Genomic DNA, 20,988 nt, shown 5'->3' on the forward strand with positions numbered 1-20,988 from the left:
GCACGGGTCCACCGCCGCGACGACAGCTTCGTTGAACTCGTCAAGACACCAGAAAAATTCATAGATACACAACGGCAACTGCAAATTCAAGGAGTTAGAAATGACCATCGAAATGATCGAAGTCGAAGAATTCAACCAAGGCACCCAGATCAAGGTGATCGGCGTCGGCGGCGGCGGCGGCAATGCCGTCGCGCACATGATGGAGCGTGGCGTGCAGGGCGTGCAGTTCGTCTGCGCCAACACCGACGCGCAGGCACTGCAGCGAAGCAACGCGCACAAGATCATCCAGCTGGGCACCAGCGGCCTCGGCGCAGGCAGCAAGCCCGACAAGGGCCGTGACGCGGCCGAAGCCGCGGTGGACGACATCCGCGCCGCCATCGACGGCGCGCACATGCTCTTCATCACAGCCGGCATGGGCGGCGGCACCGGCACCGGCGCCGCACCCGTGATCGCGCGCGTGGCCAAGGAAATGGGCATCCTCACCGTGGGCGTGGTGACCAAGCCCTTCGACTGGGAAGGCGGTCGCCGCATGACCAACGCCGACGCCGGCCTGGCCGAGCTCGAGGCCAACGTCGACTCGCTGATCGTGGTGCTCAACGAGAAGCTGCTCGACGTGCTGGGCGAGGACATCACCCAGGACGAAGCCTTCGCGCATGCCAACGACGTGCTCAAGAACGCTGTCGGCGGCATCTCGGAAATCATCAACGAGTACGGCGGCGTGAACGTCGACTTCGAAGACGTGCGCACCGTGATGGGCGAGCCCGGCAAGGCCATGATGGGCACGGCCGCCGCCGCCGGCCCCGACCGCGCGCGCATCGCCGCCGAGCAGGCCGTGGCCTGCCCGCTGCTCGAAGGCATCGACCTCTCGGGCGCCAAGGGCGTGCTGGTGCTGGTGACCGCGTCGAAGGGTTCGCTGAAGCTCAACGAGTCGAAGCTCGCGATGAACACCATCCGCGCTTATGCCTCGCCCGATGCGCACGTGATCTACGGCGCGGCCTACGACGAGAGCCTGGGCGACCAGATGCGCGTGACGGTGGTCGCCACCGGCCTGTCGCGCGCCGATGCGCGCCGCCAGGCCCCCACGCTCGAAGTGATCCGCACCGGTACCGACAACATCCCGTTCAACGTGCCCACGCTCGGCGCCGGCCATGCGGGCCACGCCGGACACGGCGGCGGCAACCAGCCGAACTACGACGGCATGGCCGTTCCCAGCGTGTGGCGCACCAACCGCACCATGGCCGCGGCCAAGGTGGATGCGCTGTCGTCGGGCGGCATGGACGACTTCGAGATTCCGGCATTCCTGCGCCGTCAAGCCGATTGACGGCACGGCAACCGAACGCAGAGGGCACGAAGGTTCGCAAGGGGTACGGGGAAGACCTGAAAGGGACTTCTGCCGGCTCTAGGCGCTGCGTCCGCTTCGTGCCCCTTGCGTCCATCGCCGGCCGGCGGGCATAGAACCCATGTCTATCGCTGCCATAGCGAGGGGAATAGGGCGGCATGGCCGCCGCGCGCCTAAAATCTTCGGCGTGCTGCAACAACGAACCCTCAAGTCGATCAGCCGCGCCGTGGGCGTGGGGCTTCACAGCGGCCAGCGCGTGGAACTGACGCTGCGCCCCGCGCCGGTGGACACCGGCATCGTGTTCAGGCGCGTCGACCTGCCCGAGCCGGTCGACATCCGCATGACCGCCGAAGCGGTGACCGACACGCGCCTGGCCTCCACCGTCTCGACCGGCGGCGCCAAGGTGCAGACGGTCGAGCACCTGATGTCGGCCTGCGCGGGCCTGGGCATCGACAACCTCTACATCGACATCACGGCCGACGAAGTGCCGATCCTCGACGGGTCGGCCTCGTCCTTCGTGTTCCTGCTGCAAAGCGCGGGCATCGAGCTGCAGAAGGCGCCGCGCCGCTTCATCCGCGTGACGCGCAAGGTCGAGGTGCGCGAGGGCGAGGGCGCCAACGAGAAGTGGGCGAGCCTGGAGCCCTACCACGGCTACAAGCTGAGCTTCGAGATCGACTTCGACCACCGCGTGGTCAACTCCACCGGTCAGCGCGTGGAGTTCGACCTCGGCACCGATTCGTACAGCCGCGACATCGCACGCGCGCGCACCTTCGGCTTCACCAAGGAGGTCGAGTACATGCGCAGCAAGGGCCTGGCGCTCGGCGGCGGCCTGGACAACGCCATCGTGATGGACGACACCAAGGTGCTCAATGCCGGTGGCCTGCGCTACGACGACGAGTTCGTGAAGCACAAGATCCTCGACGCCATGGGCGACCTGTACATCATCGGCAAGCCGCTGCTCGCGGCCTACACCGCGTTCCGCTCGGGCCATGCGCTCAACAACAAGCTGCTGCGCGAACTGCTGGCCAACAGCGATGCCTACGAGGTCGTCACCTTCGAAGACGAAAAGCGCGCACCGCGCGGCTTCGGCGAAGTGGCGCGGGCCTGGTAGGCCGCGTTCGGCAATGCTTCTCTTCCGCTGGGCCATCCTGCTGCTTCTGCTGGTGGCGGGCGTGTCGTTCGCGTTCTATGCGGGAACGGGCCAGGCCAAGTACCGGCGCTTCGGCTGGATCGTGCTCAAGTGGACGCTGCTTGCGGCCTTCGGCTTCTTCGCGGTGCTGATCGCCGAACGCGTGGTGTAGTTTGGCTCGCCCCCAGGCTGCGCGGCACTTCGTGTCCGCTGCGCCCACCCCCTACCGGGGGCAACACCAGAGGCCCGGCAAAGCCGGTTCCTCGGTGTTTCACGAACAATGCGGCCTGGCCAGTGATCGATTCAGTCGGCAAGGGTCTGCAACGCCTGCACCTGCTGCGCCAGCAGCGCGCCCCTGCGGTGCGCGGGCACCAGCAGCATCAGCGTGTCACCCAGTGCCTTCGGCCGTCCCCAGGGCGCGTGCAGCCTGCCTTGCGCGAGCAGCGGCGCCACCAATTGCTCGCGGCCCATGAGTACGCCTTCGCCGTCGAGCGCCGCCTGCAGCGCGAGGCTGTAGAGCGAGAAGTCCGGGCCGGCGGCCAGCGCATCGGCCTCGGCTGCGGTGGTGCCGGGGCGCACGGCCTGCAGCCAGCGCGTCCAGTCGTCGTGCCACACGGTGTCGTGCAGTCCGCCGCAGCGCGCCAGCACATCGATCAGGTCATCGAGCGCGCGCGGGCGGCCGCTTGGCAGCGCCTGCTGGAGGCGCGGGCTGCACACCGGCACCAGCCGGTCGCGCGCGAGCACCATGCCCTGCGCGCCGACGGCCGCTTCGATGCGGTCGCCGCCACGTGCATAGAAGAGCCCGAGGTCGAAGGGTTCGCGGCGGAAATTCGGCGGTTGCTCGAGCGCCGTCACGGACACCTGCACGCCGGGCAGCGCCGCCTTCAGCCGCGAAAGCCGCGGCGACAGCCACAGCTGCGCCATCGCCGGCAGCGCCGCCACTTGCAGCGTGCTGCGGCGCGCGGCGGTCTGCGTTTCGTGCCGCAGCGCCTGCACTGCGAGGCCGAGCTGGTCGACCGCTGCGCTGAGCGCGGGCAGTGCGCGCCGTGCGTGCGCGCTGAGGCGGATGCCCTGGCTGTGGCGCTCGAACAGCGCGCCGCCGGCCCAGGTCTCCAGCGCCTTGATCTGCTGCGCGACGGCCGCCGGCGTGACGAACAGCTCTTCGGCGGCGCGCGCGAAGCTGCCGTGGCGCGCCGCTGCCTCGAAGGCGCGAACGGCCGTGTGCGGGGGTAGGCGAGGGCGGGGCGGTGCGAGCGGCATCGGGGTGGATAGAGGTACTTCAGGCCAAGTTTTTCTAGGCCGAAGGCCCAGATTATCCGGTTTGCCCGCGAGTGCTTGGCGCGCGACGATGCGCTCACTCATCACTTCCAGCGAGATACACCGCATGCCCACTGCCCTCCAACGCCGTTCCTGGGTTCCCGCTGCCAGTGAAGACCACGTGCTTGCGATTGCCGGCGATGCGGTGGCGCGCGATGCCGTGGGCATTGCCGCCGAGATCGAAAGGCTGGCGGCTGACAACCATCGCATCCATGACATCGATGGCCTCAATCTCAACCCCGCCACCAACGTGATGAACCCGTCGGCCGAGGCATTGCTCTCGCGCGGCCTGGGTTCGCGCCCATCGCTTGGCTATCCCGGCGACAAATACGAGATGGGGCTGGACGCCATCGAGCGTATCGAGGTCATCGCGGCCGAGCTGGCCGCCGAAGTGTTCGGCTCCAAGTTCGCCGAGGTGCGCGTGAGTTCGGGCGCGCTGTCGAACCTCTATGTGTTCATGGCGACCTGCAAGCCGGGCGACACCATCATTGCGCCGCCACCGGCCATCGGCGGCCATGTCACGCATCATGCCGCCGGCGCGGCCGGCCTCTACGGGCTGAACACGGTACCCGCGCCGGTCGACGCCGACGGCTACACGGTCGACGTGACGGCGTTGGCCAAACTCGCACGCGAGGTGAAGCCGAAGCTCATCACCATCGGCGGCAGCCTGAATCTCTTTGCGCACCCGGTGCCGGCAATTCGCGAGATCGCGGACAGCGTGGGCGCCAAACTGCTGTTCGACGCCGCGCACCTTTCGGGCATGGTGGCCGGCAAGGCCTGGCCGCAGCCGCTCGAGGAGGGCGCGCATGCGATCACCATGAGCACCTACAAGAGCCTCGGCGGGCCGGCCGGCGGGTTGATCGTGTCGAACGATGCGGCGCTGATGGAACGCATCGATGCCATCGCCTACCCCGGCCTCACGGCCAACTCCGATGCGGGCCGCACCGCGGCGCTGGCGCGCGGGCTGCTCGACTGGAAGGTGCACGGCACGGCCTATGCCGCGGCAATGCGCGAGACCGCGCAGGCGCTGGCACGCGCGCTCGACGCGGAGGGCTTGCCGGTGTTCGCGAAGGCGCGCGGCTTCACGCAGTCGCACCAGTTCGCGCTCGAGGCCGCGCGCTGGGGCGGTGGACAGCGCGCCGCGAAGAAACTGGCCGAGGGCGGTTTGCTGGCCTGCGGCATCGGCCTGCCGATCGCGCCGGTGGAAGGAGACATCAACGGCCTGCGTCTCGGCGTGCCGGAGATCGTTCGGCTCGGCTTCACGCCCGACGACATGCCGCAGCTCGCGTCGTGGATCGCGCGTGCGCTGGAGGGCGGCGGCGCATCGGTGGCGGCCGAGGTGCGCGAGCGCCGCACGAGGCTCGGCGGCCTGCGCTACATCGTGCGCTGAGTCAGCGCGAGCGTCCCTGCCGGTAGGTGCCGGCGTGCGTCTTCGACAGCTCGGCCGCCTCGGCCAGCCGCGCCATCGACCGGCCCACCTGCGCATGCGTGATGGCAATGCCCAGCGCGTCGGCGGCATCGGCGCCCGGCAGGCCCGGCAGGTCGAGCAGGCGCTTCACCATTTCCTGCACCTGCGCCTTGGCGGCCTGGCCGTGGCCCGCCACCGCCTTCTTCATCTGCAGCGCGGTGTATTCGGCCACCGTGAGATTGCTGTTGACCAGCGAGGTCACGCAGGCGCCGCGCGCCTGGCCCAGCAGCAGCGTCGACTGCGGATTGACGTTGACGAAAATGATCTCGACCGCCGAGGCATCGGGCTGGTAGCGCGCGGCGATTTCCGCGATGCCGTCGAACAGTACCTTGAGCCGCGCCGGCAGGTTGCCGCTGCCCAGGTGGCGCGTGCTGATGGTGCCGCTGGCCACGTAGCGCAGCGCATGGCCATCCGAATCGACCACGCCGAAACCGGTGGTCAGGAGGCCGGGGTCGATGCCGAGAATGCGCATGTCAGAGGTTGAAGTACCAGCGGATCGAGTGAAAGAAGATCGGCGCCGCGAAGCACAGCGCATCGACGCGGTCGAGCAGGCCGTTGGCCCCGGTCACGCCCACGCCCTTCTTGCCCCAGTTGGGAATGCCGCGGTCGCGCTTGAGCGCCTTCATCACCAGGTGGCCCATGGAGCCCGCGATGCAGGCGATGACGGACACCGCGAGGGCCTGGCCGAACTTGAAGGGCGTGATGAACGAGAACAGCGCGCCCACGAGGCTGGCCACCCCGATGCCGATGCCCCAGCTGGTCCAGTTGAAGCTGCGGCTCACGTTGGGCGCGAAGGGCTTGCGCTGGGTGCGGCGCGAGATCACGTGCTGCACCAGCACCGAGGTCTGCACCACGAACACCAGGAAGAACACGAGAAAGGCGCTCTTGCCCTCGTAGCCCGGAAAGCTCAGCAGCAGCAGCGCGGGCACATGGCTCATGCCGTAGACGCAGACCATGATGCCCCACTGCAGCTTGGCGTTGCGCTCGAGGAAGTGGCTTGGGTCGTCGGCCAGTGCGCTCGCGACCGGGATCGCGAGGAACACGTAGACCGGAATGAACACGGTGAACAGGTCGAAGCGCGCGGTGGCGACGAGCCAGAACTGGATCGGCAGCACGACGAAGAAGGCCAAGATCAGGCTGCGATGGTCGCCGCGCCGCGTGGGCGAGAGCGTGATGAACTCGCGCAGCGCGAAGAAGGCGATCAGCGCGAACAGCACGGTGGCCACCGTCTCGCCAAGGGCCCAGCCGACCCAGAACACGATCACCATGAACCAGGTGGTGCCCAGCAGCTTGCGGTAGTGCGCCAGTTCGGCCTGCCAGGCGGCGTCGTGCACGGGGTTGCGGCGTTCCCTGAAGCTCAGGAAGAGGGCCGCGGTGCTCACGATCACGAGCAGGCCGAAGACGATCAGGAACAGGGCCGCGACCTGCTGGGTCGGGGTGAGGCTGCGCAGGAACTGGTTCATGTCAGTTTTCCTCCGCATTGTTGTTGTTGCTGGCGCTCTTGTTCAGGGCGTGTGCACAGATCAACGGGTACTCCCCTCCGCGAATGTCCCCCGGCCTGCGGCTTCCTCCTTGATTTCGCTGCGGGGAGCACCCGATGCTCTGTGCACTGGGGCACGCTCTGGGTGCACCGCTGATCAACGAGCGCCCTGAACAAAGCGCCAAACGCACAACGCAAGGAACAGAAAAAGCCTTCATTTCAGACATCGCGCAATGCAATCACCGCGGCACGTGCGCGATCGAGGAACGGCCGGCGCTCCTCGCCTTCCTCGACGCGGATCGGCGCGCCGAAGGTGACGGAGCACAGGATTGGCACCGGCACGATCTCGCCCTTGGGCATCACGCGCTGCACGTTGTCGATCCACGCCGGCACCAGCACCACCTCGGGAAACATCGTCGCGAGCGTGTAGAGGCCCGACTTGAACTTCTGCGGCTCTCCTGTGTGGCCGCGCGTGCCTTCGGGAAAGATGATGATCGAATCGCCGCTGCGCAGCGCCTCGACCAGCGGTGCCAGCGGGTCGGATGCAGGCGCGGCCGCCTCCGGCTCCACGGTCGGCGGCGCGACGGGCGGCGCGGCCGGCGGTGGTGGGGGAGGCGGCGGAGCAGGCAGGTCGAGCCATCCTTGCACTTCGTCGAAGGCTTCCGGGGTGATGTCCACGACAGGCGGTGCCATGGGCGCCAGCGGCAGCAGGGGCTCCATCGAGGGTTCGATGCGCTCGGGCTGCGGCGCGGTGGCGGCAGCTCGCATGGGCGGCGGGGGCGCTTCGGGTTCCGCCGGCGCTGCGGCAGGCGCGGCCGTCGCCGTCGCCGCGCGCTCCACGTACACCGCGTTGAACACCTCGGTCGTGATCCAGCGCTTGACCGGCGTATTGGCCCAGTAGTCGCGCGCCGCAATCGGCCGCGTGATGCTGCGCAGTTCCTCGGGCAGGGCGGCCCAGATCATCACGAGGTCGGCGTGGCTCTGGTGATTGGCGAAATAGATGCGCTGTTCGGCCTTCGGCGGGCAGCCGTACCAGCGCGCCTGGGCGCCGGTGAGCAACCGGACGATTCCCAACAACAACCAACCCGTGAGCTTTGCCAGCATGGGCGCGATGATACGGGGCATGCGATGGCGTTTCGATCCTCTTTCTCTGGTGTGGGCGGTGGCCCTGTTCCTGGTTCTCGTGCTGCTGGCCACCATCGGCGCGCGCTGGGGCTGGTTGCGGAGCTTCTTCGGCGACGTGCTGGCCGTGGCGTGGGTCTACCTCGTCTTCAAGACCTTCGTTGCCGCGCGCGTGCTGCCAGTGGCGCTGGCTGCGCTCGGCGTGGGCCTGGCGGTCGAGCTGGGACAGTTCCTGGCCTCGGCCTGGCACCTGCACATTCCGAACCGCGCCCTGCGCATCGTGCTCGGCAGCACGGCCGACTGGTGGGACGTGCTGGCCTATGTGATCGGCTTCGCAGCCGTGCTGGCCATCGAAGCGCTGCGCGAAGTCCTCAGGGCAGTTCGGCCGACGGCATCCGCGCCACGATGGTCGACGCCCGCCCGCTGAGGTAGGACGAGCCGATGCGGCGCTCGAAGAACTTGGGGCTCGGCAGCATCACGGCAAGGCGCGCGGCTTCGGCGGCGCTCAGGCGCGAGGCGGGCTTCCTGAAGTAGTACTGGGCCGCCGCCTCGGCGCCGAACACGCCTTCGCCCCATTCGACGTTGTTGAGATAGATCTCGAGGATGCGCCGCTTGTCGAGCAGCACCTCGAGCGCCATCGCAAGCGCCAGTTCCTGGCCCTTGCGCAGCAGCGTGCGCTCGCCGGAGAGCAGCAGGTTCTTGGCGAGCTGCTGCGTGATGGTGGAGCCGCCCCGCAGCTGCACCGGCCGCACCGGCTTGCCGCGTGCGATGGCACGCGCCGCACGCTTGGCCGCGAGCTCCTCGGCCTTGGCGTTGCGCTGGCGCGCCCGCTCGATCGCTTCCCATTCCACGCCGTTGTGGTCGATGAAGTCGGCATCCTCGCTCGCGATGACGGCGCGCTTGAGGTTGTCGCTGATCTGCGCGTAGGGCACCCATTCCTGGCGCCACGCGCCCTTGCTTCCCTGGTGGATGGCGATCTGCCAGGCTTCGCTGCGCTGGAAGGCGGTGCTCTGCGGATCGATCACCGCCATGGCCGCGATGCGCCCCACGAAGAAAAGCTCCATCGCCACGCCCGCCACCAGCAGGCAGGCCACCAGCCGCAGCAGCCGCTTCATTGGCCGGCGGCGAGCGAGGCGCGCAATTCGGCCAGCACCTGCGCGGCGGGCGGCCGCACGCCGCGCCAGATCTCGAAGGCCTCGGCCGCCTGCTCGACCAGCATGCCGAGCCCGTCGCGCGGCACGGCGCCGTGCGCTTCGGCCCAGGCCATGAAGCCGGCGGCCGCGGGGCCGTACATCAGGTCGACCGCGAGCGCGCCCGGGCGCAGCACCTGCGCGCGCACCGGCACCGCGTCGCCCGCGAGGCTGGAAGCCGTGGCATTGACCACCACGTCGAAATTGCCGGGCACCTCGTCGAGCGCCCAGGCTTCGAGCGCTGCCCCATGGCGCAGCGCCAGTGCCGCATGGCGCTGCACCAGCGCCATGGCCTTGCCGACCGTGCGGTTGGCCACCACGATGCGCGCAGCGCCGGCGTCGAGCAGCGGCCCGAGCACGCCCGCCGCGGCACCGCCCGCGCCGATCAGCAGCAGCTCGCGGCCCGCCAGCGGCACGGCGGCATTGCGCACGATGTCGTTGACGAGCCCGATGCCGTCGGTGTTGTCGGCATGGATGCTGCCGTCGGCCTCGAAGCGCAGCGTGTTCACCGCCTGCGCAAGCACCGCGCGCTCGCTGGTGTGCTGCGCGAGCGCGGCGGCGTCGAACTTGAAGGGCACGGTCACGTTGCAGCCGCGCGCCGTGTCGCCGCGCTCGGCGGCTTCCCGGCGGAAGGCGGCCACGCCTTCGGCAAAGGCGCCGACCGGAACGAGCCGGCGGCTGTAGCCCATCTGCTGGCCGCAGAGTTCGGCAAACCGGGCATGGATGCGCGGCGAGCGGCTGTGCTCGACGGGGTTGCCCATTACGCAGTACAGGTCCATGGCGCGTGGATTCGCTGTTGTCTATTGGGAGGAGAGCTCGATGGTCTCGTCGCGCGTGAACTTGAAGCGCGACTGCAGCACGATCTGGTCGGTCTCTTTTCGCATCGCATCGGTGAATTTTCCGAAGCTGCCGATGCTGTGCACGATGGCCTTGGCGCGGCGGTCGAGCACGACGTCGCCCGAACTTTCGTCGACCACGGTGTCGAGGATCTTGCCGTCGTGGTTGATGGTGATCGTCATCTTGAGCTCGCCGTAGAGCTTCTTGCCGGCGGCCGTGGGGAAGTTCTCGGTGCCCCGCACCTCGATGCGCCGGCGCAGCGTGTCCACGTAGATGGCGTAGGCCGCCTCGCGCGTGGAAGGGCTCAGGTAGCGCTTCTTGGGGCGCGCGTTCTCTTCGTTCACGCGCCGCTCGATCTCGGCCAGCAGCTCCACCATCTGGCGCCGCTTTTCCTCGCGGGCCACGGTTTCCTTCGGGTCGCCCGAGGCGCGCGGGTCCGGCGCGGGCATGGCGGCCAGGTCGCGCTTGAGCTGCGCGAGCAGCTGCATCTGCTGGGCCTGCATGGCCTCGACCTGGCGCCGGGCCTCCTCGATCGAGTCGCCGACGGCGGTGAAGCTCGAAGGCGGCAAGGGGCTGGTGGCGCGGCCGCGTTCGAGGTCGCCGCCGCCCGCGAGCGAGGTCTGGGCCATCACGCGGGTCCTGGCGTCGGGCTTGTCGTTGGTCTTGCTGTTGACCAGGATCACCTCGAGCGCGGTTTCGCTGAAGACCCGGTTGAACGATTCGGGATCGACGAAACGCACCGCAAGAAGTGCGGCATGCGCGATGACCGACACGCCGAGTGCGATCTGCAGCGTGCTCAGATCCCTGAAGTTCATGGACGACGCTCCTTGGCGCGCATGGGATGGCCGGTGCTCATGCCGGCGTGTTCTCCGGGGCCGCCTCGCTGTCGGTGAGGTCGACTGCAATGGCGATGGGGCCGGCGACTTCTTCCACTTCCTCGTCGCCGCCTTCTTCTTCGGCCGCGACATCGGCCTTGGGCGCGTCGAGGCGCTCGAGCACGGTGCCGTGCACGTCGAGCGCGATTTCATCGATCTCGCCGAGCTTCACGCGCAGGCGCGCGCCGCGCTCCTGCTGGCCCGCCACCGGGAACACCAGCGGCAGGGTGTCCGCACGCACCAGCGCGCCGTTCGGAATGTCCTTGATGACGGTCGCCACGAGCTCGGTGATGCCCTGCTGCTCCAGGTACTTGAGCGTCCAGAAGCGTTCCATGCCGCCCTGGTAGGCGTTGTAGGTTGCGTAAGCGGCGTCGAAGCCCGAGAGAATGGAGAACAGGTCCGCATCCTTGGGCTTGAACGGCGCGGCCAGCGCGGCGGTCTTACCGTGGCGCGCGGCGGCAATGATCTGCCACTGGTTCACGAGGTCGGTGTAGCGGCGCAGCGGCGAGGTGCTCCAGGCATAGCTCTTCACGCCAAGGCCCGCATGCGGCAAGGCCCGCGTGCCCATGCGCACCTTGATGCCGGGCGCCAGGCTGGCCTGGCTGCGGTAGAGCCCGGGCACGCCGAGCTCGCCGAGCCAGCCGCCCCAGCTGCTGTTGGCCAGGATCATGGCTTCGGACACGATCAGGTCGAGCGGCGCGCCGCGCTGACGCGTGGTGATCTGCACCTGCTCGCTGCCGGTCGGTTCGCCGTCGTTGCCCACGAGGCGGAAGTTGTAGTCGGGCCGGTTGAAGTTCTCGGGCTTGCCGCGCACCACTTCGCGCTGGGCCTTCAATTGCTTGGCAAGGCGGAACAGGAAGGACAGCGGCGCGCGCAGCCTGGCGGCGGCTTCAGGCGTGTTCTCGCTCGTGAACGAAGCGTCTTCGAGCCAGGGCTGCGTGACCACCGTGTCGAGCTGGTCGTGCCGCAGGTTGGCCACGATCGGCACGCGTTCGAGCTTCGTCTCGGTCGACTGCAGCTCGAGCGTGGCTTCGTCGAAGCGCGCATAGAGCGACACCGCGGGCCGGTCGCCGCCTTCGAGCAGCGTGTAGGTGCTCACGACTTCGTCGGGCAGCATGGTGATCTTGTGGCCCGGCATGTAGACCGTGGACATGCGCGCGCGCGCCACCTGGTCGATGGCGCTGCCCGGCACGAGCGCGAGGCCCGGTGCCGCAATGTGGATGCCGACCGTGACGGTGCCGCTGCCAAGGCCCTGCACCGACAGCGCATCGTCGATTTCGGTGGTCTGCGAGTCGTCGATCGAGAACGCCTGCACACCCTCGGCCAGCGGCAGCTCGTCCACGATGGGCGGCGCGGCAAGCGCCGGGAAACCCGTGCCCTTGGGAAAGTTCTCGAACAGGAAGCGCCGCCAGTGGAACTGGTAGGGCGAATCGATGGCGCCGGCGCGTTCCAGCAGCTCGAGCGGCGGGCGCTGGGTGGCGCGCGCGGCGTCGACCACGGCCTTGTACTCGGGCGCGTTCTTGTCGGGCTTGAACAGGATCTTGTAGAGTTGCTCGCGGATCGGCTGCGGGCAGATGCCCTCGGCCAGCTGGGCGGCCCATTCGACGATCTGCGCCTGCACCACTTTCTTCTTCTCGATGGCGGCCAGCGCCTGCTGCAGGATCTCGGCCGGCGCCTTCTTGAAGCGCCCCTTGCCGGCGCGGCGGAAATAGTGCGGCGCCTCGAACAGCGCGAACAGCGCCGCGGCCTGCTGCGCGAGCGTGGGCTTGTCGCTGAAATAGTCGGATGCGAGATCGGCAAAGCCGAATTCGCCCTCCGGCGCGAATTCCCAGGCCAGGTCGAGGTCCATCGTGGCCGCGAGCGCACGCGCCTCGGCGATCAACTCGGCCGGGGCCGGCTTCTCGAAACGCAGAACGATGTTGGCGCCCTTGACCTTGACGCGCTTACCGGTGTCGAGCTCGACCTGCGCCGATGCTTCGGCCTCCGACAGCACGCGGCCGCCGAGGTACTTGCCGGCTTCTTCAAACAATACAAACATGCCCGGATTGTCCCAGACTTGGGGACGCGCGCGGGCCTGGGCGCTGCGCGATGCCTGCCGGGCTTCAGACGGGATTGATGAACGCGATCACGTCGTCGAGGTGGTTTTCCTCGAAATCGGACAGCGCATGGTCGCCGCCCTCGATCAGCTTGATGTTGCTGTCGGGGTAGCGCGCCGAGGTTTCGTGCCAGTCGAGCGCCTCGTCGCCCTTGGCGATGATGGCCAGCACGCGCTCGGGGCGGGTGAGCGCGCCGACCTCCATGGTGCGCAGCTCCTGGATGTATTCGGGCCTGAAATAGAAGTGCTCGGCCGGGTCGTGCCAGGCGGTCTGGTCGCCGATGTAGCGCGCGAGGTCGCGCGCCGGATGCACCGCCGGGTTCAGCAGCACGGTGCGGCAGCGCGTCATGCCGGCCACGTAGGTGGCATAGAAGCCGCCGAGCGAGGAGCCGACCACGGCCATCGACTTGCGCGGCCAGTCCGCGATGCCCTTCATCACCATGTCGATGGCTTCGCGCGGCGAGGGCGGCAATTGCGGACACCACCACTGCAGGTCGGGGTGCTCCCGGGCCACGCGCGCTGCCATCAGCCGCGCCTTGGTGGAGCGGGGCGAAGAGCGGAATCCGTGCAGGTACAACAGGTGAGTGGTTTGCGGGTCCATGCGGGGCGGAGACTGGAAGTGGTGCGGTCTACACAGCTCCCTTGAAGGAGCCGGTTGATTTTGCATGAGGAGCGTGCGCCCGACGCGGTCCTCGGCGTACGAGGCTTCGATATCAGGGCTTACTGCACGGAGGTGTTGGTTTGCCACGGTGTCCATGGGCGATGCCCAGAAGCCAAAAGTATTCAACTGAAGTGCGCGGCCGGACTCGCAAGTCAAAGCAAGTTTCAACGGCCCGCGCCGGTGTCCGCATCCCATGAAAACGGGAGGTCCGCCGGCCCTTTTGCGTTGCGCCGAAGCTTATGCTCAAGCCCATGAATATCGAGGCAACGGACACCGGGAAGACGCACCGCTGGGGCGTGCTCGTGGTCGAGGACGACAGCCGCGCGCGCGCCTTTTTCGAGGCGAGCGTGCAGCGCAGCGCCAGCCTTTTCTGGCTCGGAAGCGCCGGCACGGTGCACGAGGCACTGGCATGGATGGCCCAGGCCACCATCATTCCCGATGTGCTGCTGGTCGATCTCGGCATGCCCGACGGCAGCGGGCTCGACGTGATCCGCGAGGCCGTGGCGCGCTTTCCGGGCTGCGAGCCGCTGGTGATCTCGGTCTTCGGCGACGAAGAAAACGTGCTGGCCAGCATCGAGGCCGGCGCCGTCGGCTACATCCACAAGGATGCTGCGCCGGAAGACATTGCACAGACCATCGTCGAGATGAAGGCCGGTGCCTCGCCAATCTCGCCCATGATCGCGCGGCGGGTGCTGGCCAAGTACCGCAGCCTGCAGCTGGCCGGAACGCTCGCCGCCGCGCCGCCCGAGGCGGCCCTCGGCAACACCACGGCGCCCAGCCTGCTGTCCGCGCGCGAGCACGAGGTGCTGACCTTGATCGCGCGCGGTTTTTCCTATGCCGAGATCGCACGGCTCAAGGGCCTGAGCGTGCACACGGTGCAGACGCACATCAAGAATCTCTACGGCAAGCTGGCCGTGCACTCCAAGAGCGAGGCCGTGTTCGAGGCCACGCGCCTCGGCCTGTTGTCCCACCCGGGGTGAATCGCGTGGCCGGACGCATGTTCGGGCGGGCGGGCAGGGCTCTTGCCGCGCTGTGGCTCGCGGCAACTCTGATGCTGGTGGCGCAACCGGCGGCAGCCGCGCCGGCCGAGAGCCCGATCGAGCTGCAAAGCGGCACCGCATGGACCACCATCGACGGCGCCACGCACAAGGCGCCCGTCGAACTCTCCTACCACTGGGACCGCCAGCACGGCGGACGCCCGGGCTACGCGACCTTCGAGCTGCCGTTCACCCTCGAAGCCGCGCCCGAGGTGCCCTGGGGCATCTTCATTCCGCGCGCAGGCAGCGTTCTGGAGGTGTGGCTCAACGACGCGCTGCTGCAGGTCTACGGCGACCTGGCCCGCGGCAACGGGGCGGACTACGCCAAGGCGCCGCTGTACGTGCCGGTGCCGGGGCGCTTGCTGAAGGCCGGCGAGAACCGCCTGCAGGTTCGCATACGCGCCGACAGCGCCCGCCGGGCCGGGCTGTCGCGCGTGACCATCGGGCCGGCGACGCCGGTGCGCACCGATCTCTTCGAGAGCGCCTATGCCTGGCGCTTCACCGGCTCGGTGCTCCTGACCGCCTTCAGCCTGATCGTCGGCAGCATCGCGCTGGCGCTGTGGCTCACCCAGGTGGATGCCGGCGCCACCGGATGGCGCCGGCGCGACAGCCTCTATTTCTGGGCCGCGCTGGCCGAGTTCTGCTGGGCGATCCGCGTCGCCGACGGCGTGATCGCCGAACCGCCGCTGCCCTGGGGCGCCTGGGGCGTGCTCATGGCCACCTGCTATGCGGGCTGGGCCGCGTCCGCCATGATGTTCTGCTACCAGCTCGCAGGCTGGGACGGCAACCCGCGGATGCGCTGGCTGCGCTGGCCGATGGCAGGCATGGTGGCCGGAACCTTCTCGGCGAGCGCCATCGCGCTTTACCGCGAAGAGCCCTACTGGCTGACCGGCTGGCTCGCGCTGGAGATCGTGTTCGTCGCGCTGTTCGTCGGCGCCTTTGCCGTGGCCACCATCCGGCGGCCGAACGTGGGCCGCCTGCTGGTGGCCGCCGCCGCGCTGGTGACGCTGGGCTTCGGCACCCGCGACTGGCTCGTGATCCGCCTGAGCGACGCCTACGGCGAGACCACCTGGGTGCGCTATTCCTCCGTGTTCTTCGGCATCGCGCTGCTCTTGATCGTGCTGCGGCGCTTCCATGCCGCGAGCGTGCAGGCGCGCGGCTCGGTCGCGGCCCTGGCCGAGCGCGTGGCGCAGCGCGAACGCGAACTCGCCTCCACCTTCGCCGCGCTCGAGCAGGTGGCGCGCGACCAGGCGCGCACCCACGAGCGCGAGCGCATCCTGCGCGACATGCACGACGGCGTGGGCTCGCACATCAGCTCGGCGATCCGGCAGCTGCAGTCCGGCCAGGCGAGCCCGGAGGAATTGCTGCGGACGCTGTGCGACTCGCTCGACCAGCTCAAGCTGGCGATCGACTCCATTCACCTGCCGCCGGGCGACGTCGGCGCCCTGCTGGCGGCACTGCGCTACCGGCTGGAGCCGCGCCTGGCGGCCGCGGGCATCCAGTTCGAATGGGCGGTGGACGAGGTGCCCGACGTGAAGCGGCTCGACGCGCAAGCCATGCGGCAATTGCAGTTCCTGCTGTTCGAGGCGATTTCCAACGTGCTCCAGCACGCCCAGGCCAGGACGCTCAGGATCGAGGCCGAAGCGCTGGCCGGCGCCGTGCAGCTGCGCGTGATCGACGACGGCCGCGGATTCGACGCGCAGCAGGTGCCCCGGGCGCTGGCGGAGCGCGCCGCCGCCATCGGCGCCCGTCTGGCGCTCGAAAGCCGACCGGGGCGCACGGTCGTTCAGCTCGGCTTCGCCTGAAATGCCGTTCGGGGCGCGGATAATCCGCCCCCATGTCCGCAGTGTTCAACCAGCCCTCCCTGGCGCGCCGGGTCGCGCCCATCTTCCAGGGCTTCGACGGCTTTCTGGCCTTCGCCGTGATGCTGCTGGTCTTTGCCGGGCTGCTGACCATGTATTCGTCGGGCTACGACCATGGCTCGCGCTTCGCCGACCACGGACGCAACATGCTGCTGGCGGGCTTCATCATGTTCGTGGTGGCCCAGGTGCCGCCGCAGCGGCTGATGATGTTCGCGGTGCCGCTCTACGCGACCGGGGTGGCGCTGCTGATCGCGGTGGCGCTGTTCGGCATCACCAAGAAGGGCGCGCAGCGCTGGATCAACGTGGGCGTGGTGATCCAGCCGAGCGAAATCCTCAAGATCGCGATGCCGCTGATGCTGGCCTGGTGGTTTCAGCGCCGCGAGGGCCAACTGCGGCCGCTCGACTTCGTCGTGGCCACGGTGCTGCTGGCGGTGCCGGTCGGGCTCATCATGAAGCAGCCCGACCTGGGCACCTCGCTGCTGGTGCTGGCGGCCGGGCTGGCGGTGATCTTCTTTGCCGGGCTGCCCTGGAAGCTGATCGTGCCGCCGGTGGTGATCGGCGCCGTGGCGATCACGCTGATCGTGGGCTTCGAGCCGCAGCTGTGCGCCGACGGCGTCGACTGGCGCGTGCTGCACGACTACCAGAAGCAGCGCGTGTGCACGCTGCTCGACCCCAGCAAGGACCCGCTGGGCAAGGGCTTCCACATCATCCAGGGAATGATCGCCATCGGCTCGGGCGGGGTCGGCGGCAAGGGCTTCATGCAGGGCACGCAGACGCACCTCGAATTCATTCCCGAGCGCACCACCGACTTCATCTTCGCCGCCTATTCCGAGGAGTTCGGGCTGGTGGGCAACCTGGCGCTGATCTCGGCCTTCATCCTGCTGATCTTCCGCGGGCTGGCCATCGCCGCCACGGCGCAGACCCTGTTCTCGCGCTTGCTCGCGGGCGCGGTCACGATGATTTTCTTCACCTATGCCTTCGTCAACATGGGCATGGTGAGCGGCATCCTGCCGGTGGTGGGCGTGCCGCTGCCGTTCATCAGCTATGGCGGCACCGCCATGGTCACGCTGGGGCTGGGGCTGGGCATCCTGATGTCGATCGCCCGGGCCAGGAAGCTCGCCCAGAACTAGCGCTTCGAGTGCCCTTGGGCCCGGCACGGAAGAGGGCGGCTGCCTAGAATGGCGCAATGATCTCCCGCGAACCCACCATCGAGCGCCTCGCCACGGCGCAAAAGCTCCTGCTCACGCCCTTCGGCCTGGACGAATCGCACCTGAGCAAGGCCCTGGCCGAGATCACCGCGCACCGGGTGGACGACGCCGACCTGTACTTCCAGTACACGCGCAGCGAAGGCTGGAGCCTCGAGGAGGGCATCGTCAAGACCGGCAGCTTCAGCATCGACCAGGGCGTCGGCGTGCGCGCGGTCAGCGGCGAGAAGACGGCCTTTGCCTATTCGGACGACATTTCCGAGGCTTCGCTGCTCGACGCGGCCCGCACGGTGCGCTCCATTTCTTCCGCGGGCCGCACCGGCCGCGTGAAGACCGCCACCCGCAAGATCGCCTCGAGCCGCTCGCTCTACAACGGCGTCGACCCCATTTCCACGCTCGACAGCACGGCCAAGGTCAAGCTGCTCGAAAAGGTCGAGAAGCTCGCGCGTTCGCGCGACCCGCGCGTGGCGCAGGTCATGGCGGGCCTGGCGAGCGAATACGACGTGGTGCTGGTGGCGCGCGCCGACGGCACGCTGGCGGCCGACGTGCGCCCGCTGGTGCGCCTGTCGGTCACCGTGATCGCCGAGCAGAACGGCCGGCGCGAGGTCGGCTCCGGCGGCGGCGGCGGGCGCTTCGGCCTCGCCTACTTCAACGACGCGCAGATCGCCGAATACGTCGACCAGGCCGTGAAGGCCGCGCTGACCAACCTCGATGCGCGCCCGGCGCCCGCCGGCGAGATGACCGTGGTGCTCGGCTCCGGCTGGCCCGGCATCCTGCTGCACGAAGCCATCGGCCACGGGCTGGAAGGCGACTTCAACCGCAAGGGCTCGAGCGCGTTCTCGGGCCGCATCGGCCAGCGCGTGGCGGCCAAGGGCGTGACGGTGCTGGACGACGGCACCATTGCCGACCGCCGCGGCTCGCTCAACGTCGACGACGAGGGCAACGCGAGCCAGCGCAACGTGCTCATCGAGGACGGCATCCTCAAGGGCTACATCCAGGATTCGCTCAACGCGCGCCTCATGAAGGTCAAGCCCACGGGCAACGGCCGGCGCGAGAGCTACGCGCATGTGCCGATGCCGCGCATGACCAACACCTACATGCTCGGCGGCGACAGGGACCCGAAGGAAATCGTGGCCAGCATCAAGAAAGGCCTCTACGCCACCAACTTCGGCGGCGGGCAGGTCGACATCACGAGCGGCAAGTTCGTGTTCTCGGCCAGCGAGGCCTTCTGGGTCGAGAACGGCAAGATCCAGTACCCGGTCAAGGGCGCGACCATCGTGGGCAACGGCCCCGACGCGCTCACCCGCGTGACCATGATCGGCAACGACATGGCGCTCGATTCGGGCGTGGGCACCTGCGGCAAGGAAGGCCAGAGCGTGCCGGTCGGCGTCGGCCAGCCCACCCTGCGGATCGATGGTTTGACCGTAGGCGGAACGGCCTGAGGGCTTGTAAGCTCCGCTCCTCGATTTTTACAAAGAGGAGCATTCGATGAAGAGGATCAGGATCAATTCGTCTGCGGCCCTGTGGGCCGCGGCTGCCGCAGTGGCGCTCGCAACCGCAGGTTGCGCTTCGCGCGGCGGTTCGGGCGGCACCCAGCCCGCGGCGGCACCCGCTGCCGCGCCGGCGGCATCGGCCCGCGGCGGCGCCAGGGCCGGCATGGATGCCCAGGGCAACGTCGTTGACTCCTCCAAGGTCGAGGCCGGCAGCGGCCGCACCGTCAAGAGCCTGAATGGCTACGAGGGCGAGATCACGGGCAACCCGGCGCGCAACAGCAGGTTCACCCGGCTGCAGATCGGCATGAGCGCCAAGCAGGTCACCGACCTGGCCGGCCCCCCGACCGACCAGGGCGCCTACGTCACGGGCAAGGCCTTCATTCCGTTCTATTTCGGCAGCGACCGCCATCGCTACGAGATGACCTACAAGGGCCAGGGCCGCCTGGTCTTCGCGGGCGGCGGCATGGGCGACTACTCCAGCGGCAACCTGATCTGGATCATCCACAACCCCAACGAAACCGGCTACCGCTGAGCCCTTCGAAGCCGGGCGTTTGCCCGGCTCTCCGTTTTCCGTGCTACATTCCGCCCACATGTCCGCCCTCCGCGCTTATTTCTTTGCCTACTTTTGGTTCCCGGTTTCCGGCGGACGAGAGGCGAGCGCGTAAAGCAAACGAACACCCTCCCAAAACCGCCGGCGCCTCGAGCCCCGGCGGTTTTTTTATGCCCTGACGATATCCACTCCAACAAGGAAAGCACCATGAGCACGAACACTGCCCCCGCCAGCGACAGCTGGTATGCGAGCGTCGAAAAAACCAGCAAGACCGACGACGAACGCATCAAGGACATCAACGTGCTGCCCCCTCCCGAACACCTGATCCGCTTCTTTCCGATTCGCGGCACGCCGGTCGAGACGCTGATCGAGGGCACCCGCCGCAGCATCCACAACATCATGGCGGGCAAGGACGACCGGCTGCTGGTGGTCATGGGCCCCTGCTCGATCCACGACCCGGCCGCGGCGCTCGAATACGCCCGCCGCCTCAAGGTGGAGCGCGAAAAGTACGCCGGCACGCTCGAGATCGTGATGCGCGTCTACTTCGAGAAGCCGCGCACCACGGTCGGCTGGAAGGGCCTCATCAACGACCCGTACCTGGACGAGAGCTTCCGCATCGACGAGGGCCTGCGCATGGCGCGCCAGCTGCTGATCGACATCAACCGGCTCGGCCTGCCGGCGGGCAGCGAGTTCCTCGACGTGATCTCGCCGCAGTACATCGGCGACCTGATCGCCTGGGGCGCGATCGGCGCACGCACCACCGAAAGCCAGGTGCACCGCGAGCTGGCCTCGGGCCTGTCGGCGCCCATCGGCTTCAAGAACGGCACCGACGGCAACATCCGCATCGCCACTGACGCCATCCAGGCGGCAGCGCGCGGCCACCACTTTCTGTCGGTGCACAAGAACGGCCAGGTCGCCATCGTGCAGACTAACGGCAACCGCGACTGCCACGTGATCCTGCGCGGCGGCAAGGCGCCCAACTACGACGCCGCCAGCGTCGAGGCGGCCTGCAAGGACCTCGAGGCCGCCAAGCTGCCGCCCACGCTGATGGTCGACTGCAGCCACGCCAACAGTTCCAAGCAGCACCAGAAGCAGATCGACGTGGCCAAGGACATCGCCAACCAGATCGCCGCGGGTTCGAACCGCGTCTTCGGCGTGATGGTCGAAAGCCATCTGCAGGCCGGCGCGCAGAAGTTCACGCCTGGCAAGGACCAGCTCTCGGGCCTCGAATATGGCAAGAGCATCACCGACGCCTGCCTGGGCTGGGACGATTCGGTGCAGGTGCTCGACACCCTGTCGCAGGCGATCAAGCAGCGCCGGGGCTGAAC

The 20,988-nt window shown here is 68.4% G+C and carries 20 protein-coding genes; 11 read left to right on the forward strand and 9 right to left on the reverse strand.

The features are described 5' to 3' along the window. Positions 1-100: 100 nt before the first annotated feature. From ftsZ to RZE77_RS04280, 3 genes are all read left to right on the forward strand, one after another. Positions 101-1,321, forward strand: a complete 1,221-nt coding sequence (ftsZ, locus tag RZE77_RS04270; RefSeq protein ID WP_012746073.1) for a cell division protein FtsZ — start codon at positions 101-103, stop codon at positions 1,319-1,321. A 205-nt stretch (positions 1,322-1,526) separates the two neighbouring features. After that, positions 1,527-2,450 (forward strand): UDP-3-O-acyl-N-acetylglucosamine deacetylase, encoded by a 924-nt coding sequence (lpxC, locus tag RZE77_RS04275; RefSeq protein WP_319440838.1) that lies wholly within the window; start codon positions 1,527-1,529, stop codon positions 2,448-2,450. Between the two features lie 13 nt (positions 2,451-2,463). Then, positions 2,464-2,640 carry a hypothetical protein gene (locus RZE77_RS04280; protein WP_012746075.1) on the forward strand — a complete coding sequence of 59 codons (177 nt, stop codon included), beginning with the start codon at positions 2,464-2,466 and terminating at the stop codon, positions 2,638-2,640. Between the two features lie 131 nt (positions 2,641-2,771). On the opposite strand, the gene RZE77_RS04285 is transcribed toward RZE77_RS04280, so the two are convergent. Beyond that, positions 2,772-3,728, reverse strand: a complete 957-nt coding sequence (locus RZE77_RS04285) for a LysR family transcriptional regulator (RefSeq protein ID WP_319440839.1) — start codon at positions 3,726-3,728, stop codon at positions 2,772-2,774. Between the two features lie 124 nt (positions 3,729-3,852). On the opposite strand from RZE77_RS04285, the gene RZE77_RS04290 reads away from it, so the two are divergent. Then, the gene (locus RZE77_RS04290) at positions 3,853-5,175 is read left to right on the forward strand and encodes a serine hydroxymethyltransferase (RefSeq protein WP_319440840.1); all 1,323 of its coding nucleotides are present in this window, start codon (positions 3,853-3,855) and stop codon (positions 5,173-5,175) included. Position 5,176: 1 nt separating this feature from the next. Here RZE77_RS04290 and ruvC read toward each other — a convergent pair whose 3' ends face one another. The 3 genes from ruvC to RZE77_RS04305 all read right to left on the reverse strand — a co-directional run bounded on the left by ruvC (position 5,177) and on the right by RZE77_RS04305 (position 7,837). Continuing rightward, positions 5,177-5,725: a crossover junction endodeoxyribonuclease RuvC gene (gene ruvC, locus RZE77_RS04295; RefSeq protein ID WP_319429673.1), complete on the reverse strand. Its 549-nt coding sequence runs from the start codon at positions 5,723-5,725 to the stop codon at positions 5,177-5,179. A gap of 1 nt (position 5,726) precedes the next feature. Further along, positions 5,727-6,716 carry a phosphatidate cytidylyltransferase gene (locus RZE77_RS04300; RefSeq protein ID WP_319440841.1) on the reverse strand — a complete coding sequence of 330 codons (990 nt, stop codon included), beginning with the start codon at positions 6,714-6,716 and terminating at the stop codon, positions 5,727-5,729. A 236-nt stretch (positions 6,717-6,952) separates the two neighbouring features. Beyond that, on the reverse strand, positions 6,953-7,837 hold the full coding sequence (locus tag RZE77_RS04305; RefSeq protein ID WP_319440842.1) for a lysophospholipid acyltransferase family protein: 885 nt from the start codon (positions 7,835-7,837) through the stop codon (positions 6,953-6,955). Between the two features lie 7 nt (positions 7,838-7,844). Here RZE77_RS04305 and RZE77_RS04310 point away from each other — a divergent pair, with 7 nt between their 5' ends. Next, positions 7,845-8,282 (forward strand): ribosomal maturation YjgA family protein, encoded by a 438-nt coding sequence (locus RZE77_RS04310; protein WP_319442302.1) that lies wholly within the window; start codon positions 7,845-7,847, stop codon positions 8,280-8,282. On the opposite strand, the gene mtgA is transcribed toward RZE77_RS04310, so the two are convergent. The 5 genes from mtgA to RZE77_RS04335 form a co-directional block, all read right to left on the reverse strand. Further along, positions 8,227-8,970: a monofunctional biosynthetic peptidoglycan transglycosylase gene (gene mtgA / locus RZE77_RS04315; RefSeq protein ID WP_319440843.1), complete on the reverse strand. Its 744-nt coding sequence runs from the start codon at positions 8,968-8,970 to the stop codon at positions 8,227-8,229. The genes RZE77_RS04310 and mtgA overlap by 56 nt on opposite strands. Beyond that, complete coding sequence (gene aroE, locus RZE77_RS04320) at positions 8,967-9,824, reverse strand: shikimate dehydrogenase (RefSeq protein WP_319440844.1); 858 nt, start codon at positions 9,822-9,824, stop codon at positions 8,967-8,969. Before aroE ends, mtgA begins: the two co-directional genes overlap by 4 nt. Positions 9,825-9,845: 21 nt before the next feature. Next, on the reverse strand, positions 9,846-10,697 hold the full coding sequence (locus tag RZE77_RS04325; RefSeq protein WP_319429684.1) for an energy transducer TonB: 852 nt from the start codon (positions 10,695-10,697) through the stop codon (positions 9,846-9,848). A gap of 37 nt (positions 10,698-10,734) precedes the next feature. Continuing rightward, positions 10,735-12,795 (reverse strand): ribonuclease catalytic domain-containing protein, encoded by a 2,061-nt coding sequence (locus RZE77_RS04330; RefSeq protein WP_319440845.1) that lies wholly within the window; start codon positions 12,793-12,795, stop codon positions 10,735-10,737. 64 nt (positions 12,796-12,859) lie between these two features. Beyond that, the gene (locus tag RZE77_RS04335) at positions 12,860-13,453 is read right to left on the reverse strand and encodes a YqiA/YcfP family alpha/beta fold hydrolase (RefSeq protein WP_319429689.1); all 594 of its coding nucleotides are present in this window, start codon (positions 13,451-13,453) and stop codon (positions 12,860-12,862) included. 299 nt (positions 13,454-13,752) lie between these two features. Here RZE77_RS04335 and RZE77_RS04340 point away from each other — a divergent pair, with 299 nt between their 5' ends. From RZE77_RS04340 to RZE77_RS04365, 6 genes are all read left to right on the forward strand, one after another. After that, positions 13,753-14,493: a response regulator transcription factor gene (locus RZE77_RS04340; protein ID WP_319440846.1), complete on the forward strand. Its 741-nt coding sequence runs from the start codon at positions 13,753-13,755 to the stop codon at positions 14,491-14,493. Between the two features lie 5 nt (positions 14,494-14,498). Next, positions 14,499-16,355: a sensor histidine kinase gene (locus RZE77_RS04345; protein WP_319440847.1), complete on the forward strand. Its 1,857-nt coding sequence runs from the start codon at positions 14,499-14,501 to the stop codon at positions 16,353-16,355. A 32-nt stretch (positions 16,356-16,387) separates the two neighbouring features. Next, positions 16,388-17,542 (forward strand): rod shape-determining protein RodA, encoded by a 1,155-nt coding sequence (gene rodA / locus RZE77_RS04350; RefSeq protein WP_319440848.1) that lies wholly within the window; start codon positions 16,388-16,390, stop codon positions 17,540-17,542. 56 nt (positions 17,543-17,598) lie between these two features. Beyond that, entirely contained in the window at positions 17,599-19,059 is a 1,461-nt protein-coding gene (gene tldD / locus RZE77_RS04355) for a metalloprotease TldD (RefSeq protein WP_319440849.1), read from the forward strand. A 46-nt stretch (positions 19,060-19,105) separates the two neighbouring features. Next, a complete protein-coding gene (locus RZE77_RS04360) occupies positions 19,106-19,642 on the forward strand; it encodes a hypothetical protein (RefSeq protein WP_319440850.1) in 537 nt (178 codons plus the stop codon). A gap of 225 nt (positions 19,643-19,867) precedes the next feature. Then, positions 19,868-20,986, forward strand: a complete 1,119-nt coding sequence (locus tag RZE77_RS04365; protein ID WP_124960420.1) for a 3-deoxy-7-phosphoheptulonate synthase — start codon at positions 19,868-19,870, stop codon at positions 20,984-20,986. The last annotated feature ends 2 nt before the right edge of the window (positions 20,987-20,988 follow it).

The sequence above is a fragment of the Variovorax sp. SPNA7 genome (genome assembly GCF_033807855.1).
Classification (GTDB): Bacteria; Pseudomonadota; Gammaproteobacteria; order Burkholderiales; family Burkholderiaceae_C; genus Variovorax; species Variovorax beijingensis.

Excerpts from the sequence above, each read along its gene's own strand:
- ftsZ (WP_012746073.1), top strand. The coding sequence starts at position 101 with ATGACCATCGAAATGATCGAAGTCGAAGAATTCAACCAAGGCACCCAG.
- RZE77_RS04280 (WP_012746075.1), top strand. The coding sequence starts at position 2,464 with ATGCTTCTCTTCCGCTGGGCCATCCTGCTGCTTCTGCTGGTGGCGGGC.
- RZE77_RS04285 (WP_319440839.1), bottom strand. The coding sequence starts at position 3,728 with ATGCCGCTCGCACCGCCCCGCCCTCGCCTACCCCCGCACACGGCCGTT.
- RZE77_RS04290 (WP_319440840.1), top strand. The coding sequence starts at position 3,853 with ATGCCCACTGCCCTCCAACGCCGTTCCTGGGTTCCCGCTGCCAGTGAA.
- ruvC (WP_319429673.1), bottom strand. The coding sequence starts at position 5,725 with ATGCGCATTCTCGGCATCGACCCCGGCCTCCTGACCACCGGTTTCGGC.
- RZE77_RS04300 (WP_319440841.1), bottom strand. The coding sequence starts at position 6,716 with ATGAACCAGTTCCTGCGCAGCCTCACCCCGACCCAGCAGGTCGCGGCC.
- RZE77_RS04305 (WP_319440842.1), bottom strand. The coding sequence starts at position 7,837 with ATGCTGGCAAAGCTCACGGGTTGGTTGTTGTTGGGAATCGTCCGGTTG.
- RZE77_RS04310 (WP_319442302.1), top strand. The coding sequence starts at position 7,845 with ATGATACGGGGCATGCGATGGCGTTTCGATCCTCTTTCTCTGGTGTGG.
- mtgA (WP_319440843.1), bottom strand. The coding sequence starts at position 8,970 with ATGAAGCGGCTGCTGCGGCTGGTGGCCTGCCTGCTGGTGGCGGGCGTG.
- aroE (WP_319440844.1), bottom strand. The coding sequence starts at position 9,824 with ATGGACCTGTACTGCGTAATGGGCAACCCCGTCGAGCACAGCCGCTCG.
- RZE77_RS04325 (WP_319429684.1), bottom strand. The coding sequence starts at position 10,697 with ATGAACTTCAGGGATCTGAGCACGCTGCAGATCGCACTCGGCGTGTCG.
- RZE77_RS04330 (WP_319440845.1), bottom strand. The coding sequence starts at position 12,795 with ATGTTTGTATTGTTTGAAGAAGCCGGCAAGTACCTCGGCGGCCGCGTG.
- RZE77_RS04335 (WP_319429689.1), bottom strand. The coding sequence starts at position 13,453 with ATGGACCCGCAAACCACTCACCTGTTGTACCTGCACGGATTCCGCTCT.
- RZE77_RS04340 (WP_319440846.1), top strand. The coding sequence starts at position 13,753 with ATGCTCAAGCCCATGAATATCGAGGCAACGGACACCGGGAAGACGCAC.
- rodA (WP_319440848.1), top strand. The coding sequence starts at position 16,388 with ATGTCCGCAGTGTTCAACCAGCCCTCCCTGGCGCGCCGGGTCGCGCCC.
- tldD (WP_319440849.1), top strand. The coding sequence starts at position 17,599 with ATGATCTCCCGCGAACCCACCATCGAGCGCCTCGCCACGGCGCAAAAG.
- RZE77_RS04360 (WP_319440850.1), top strand. The coding sequence starts at position 19,106 with ATGAAGAGGATCAGGATCAATTCGTCTGCGGCCCTGTGGGCCGCGGCT.
- RZE77_RS04365 (WP_124960420.1), top strand. The coding sequence starts at position 19,868 with ATGAGCACGAACACTGCCCCCGCCAGCGACAGCTGGTATGCGAGCGTC.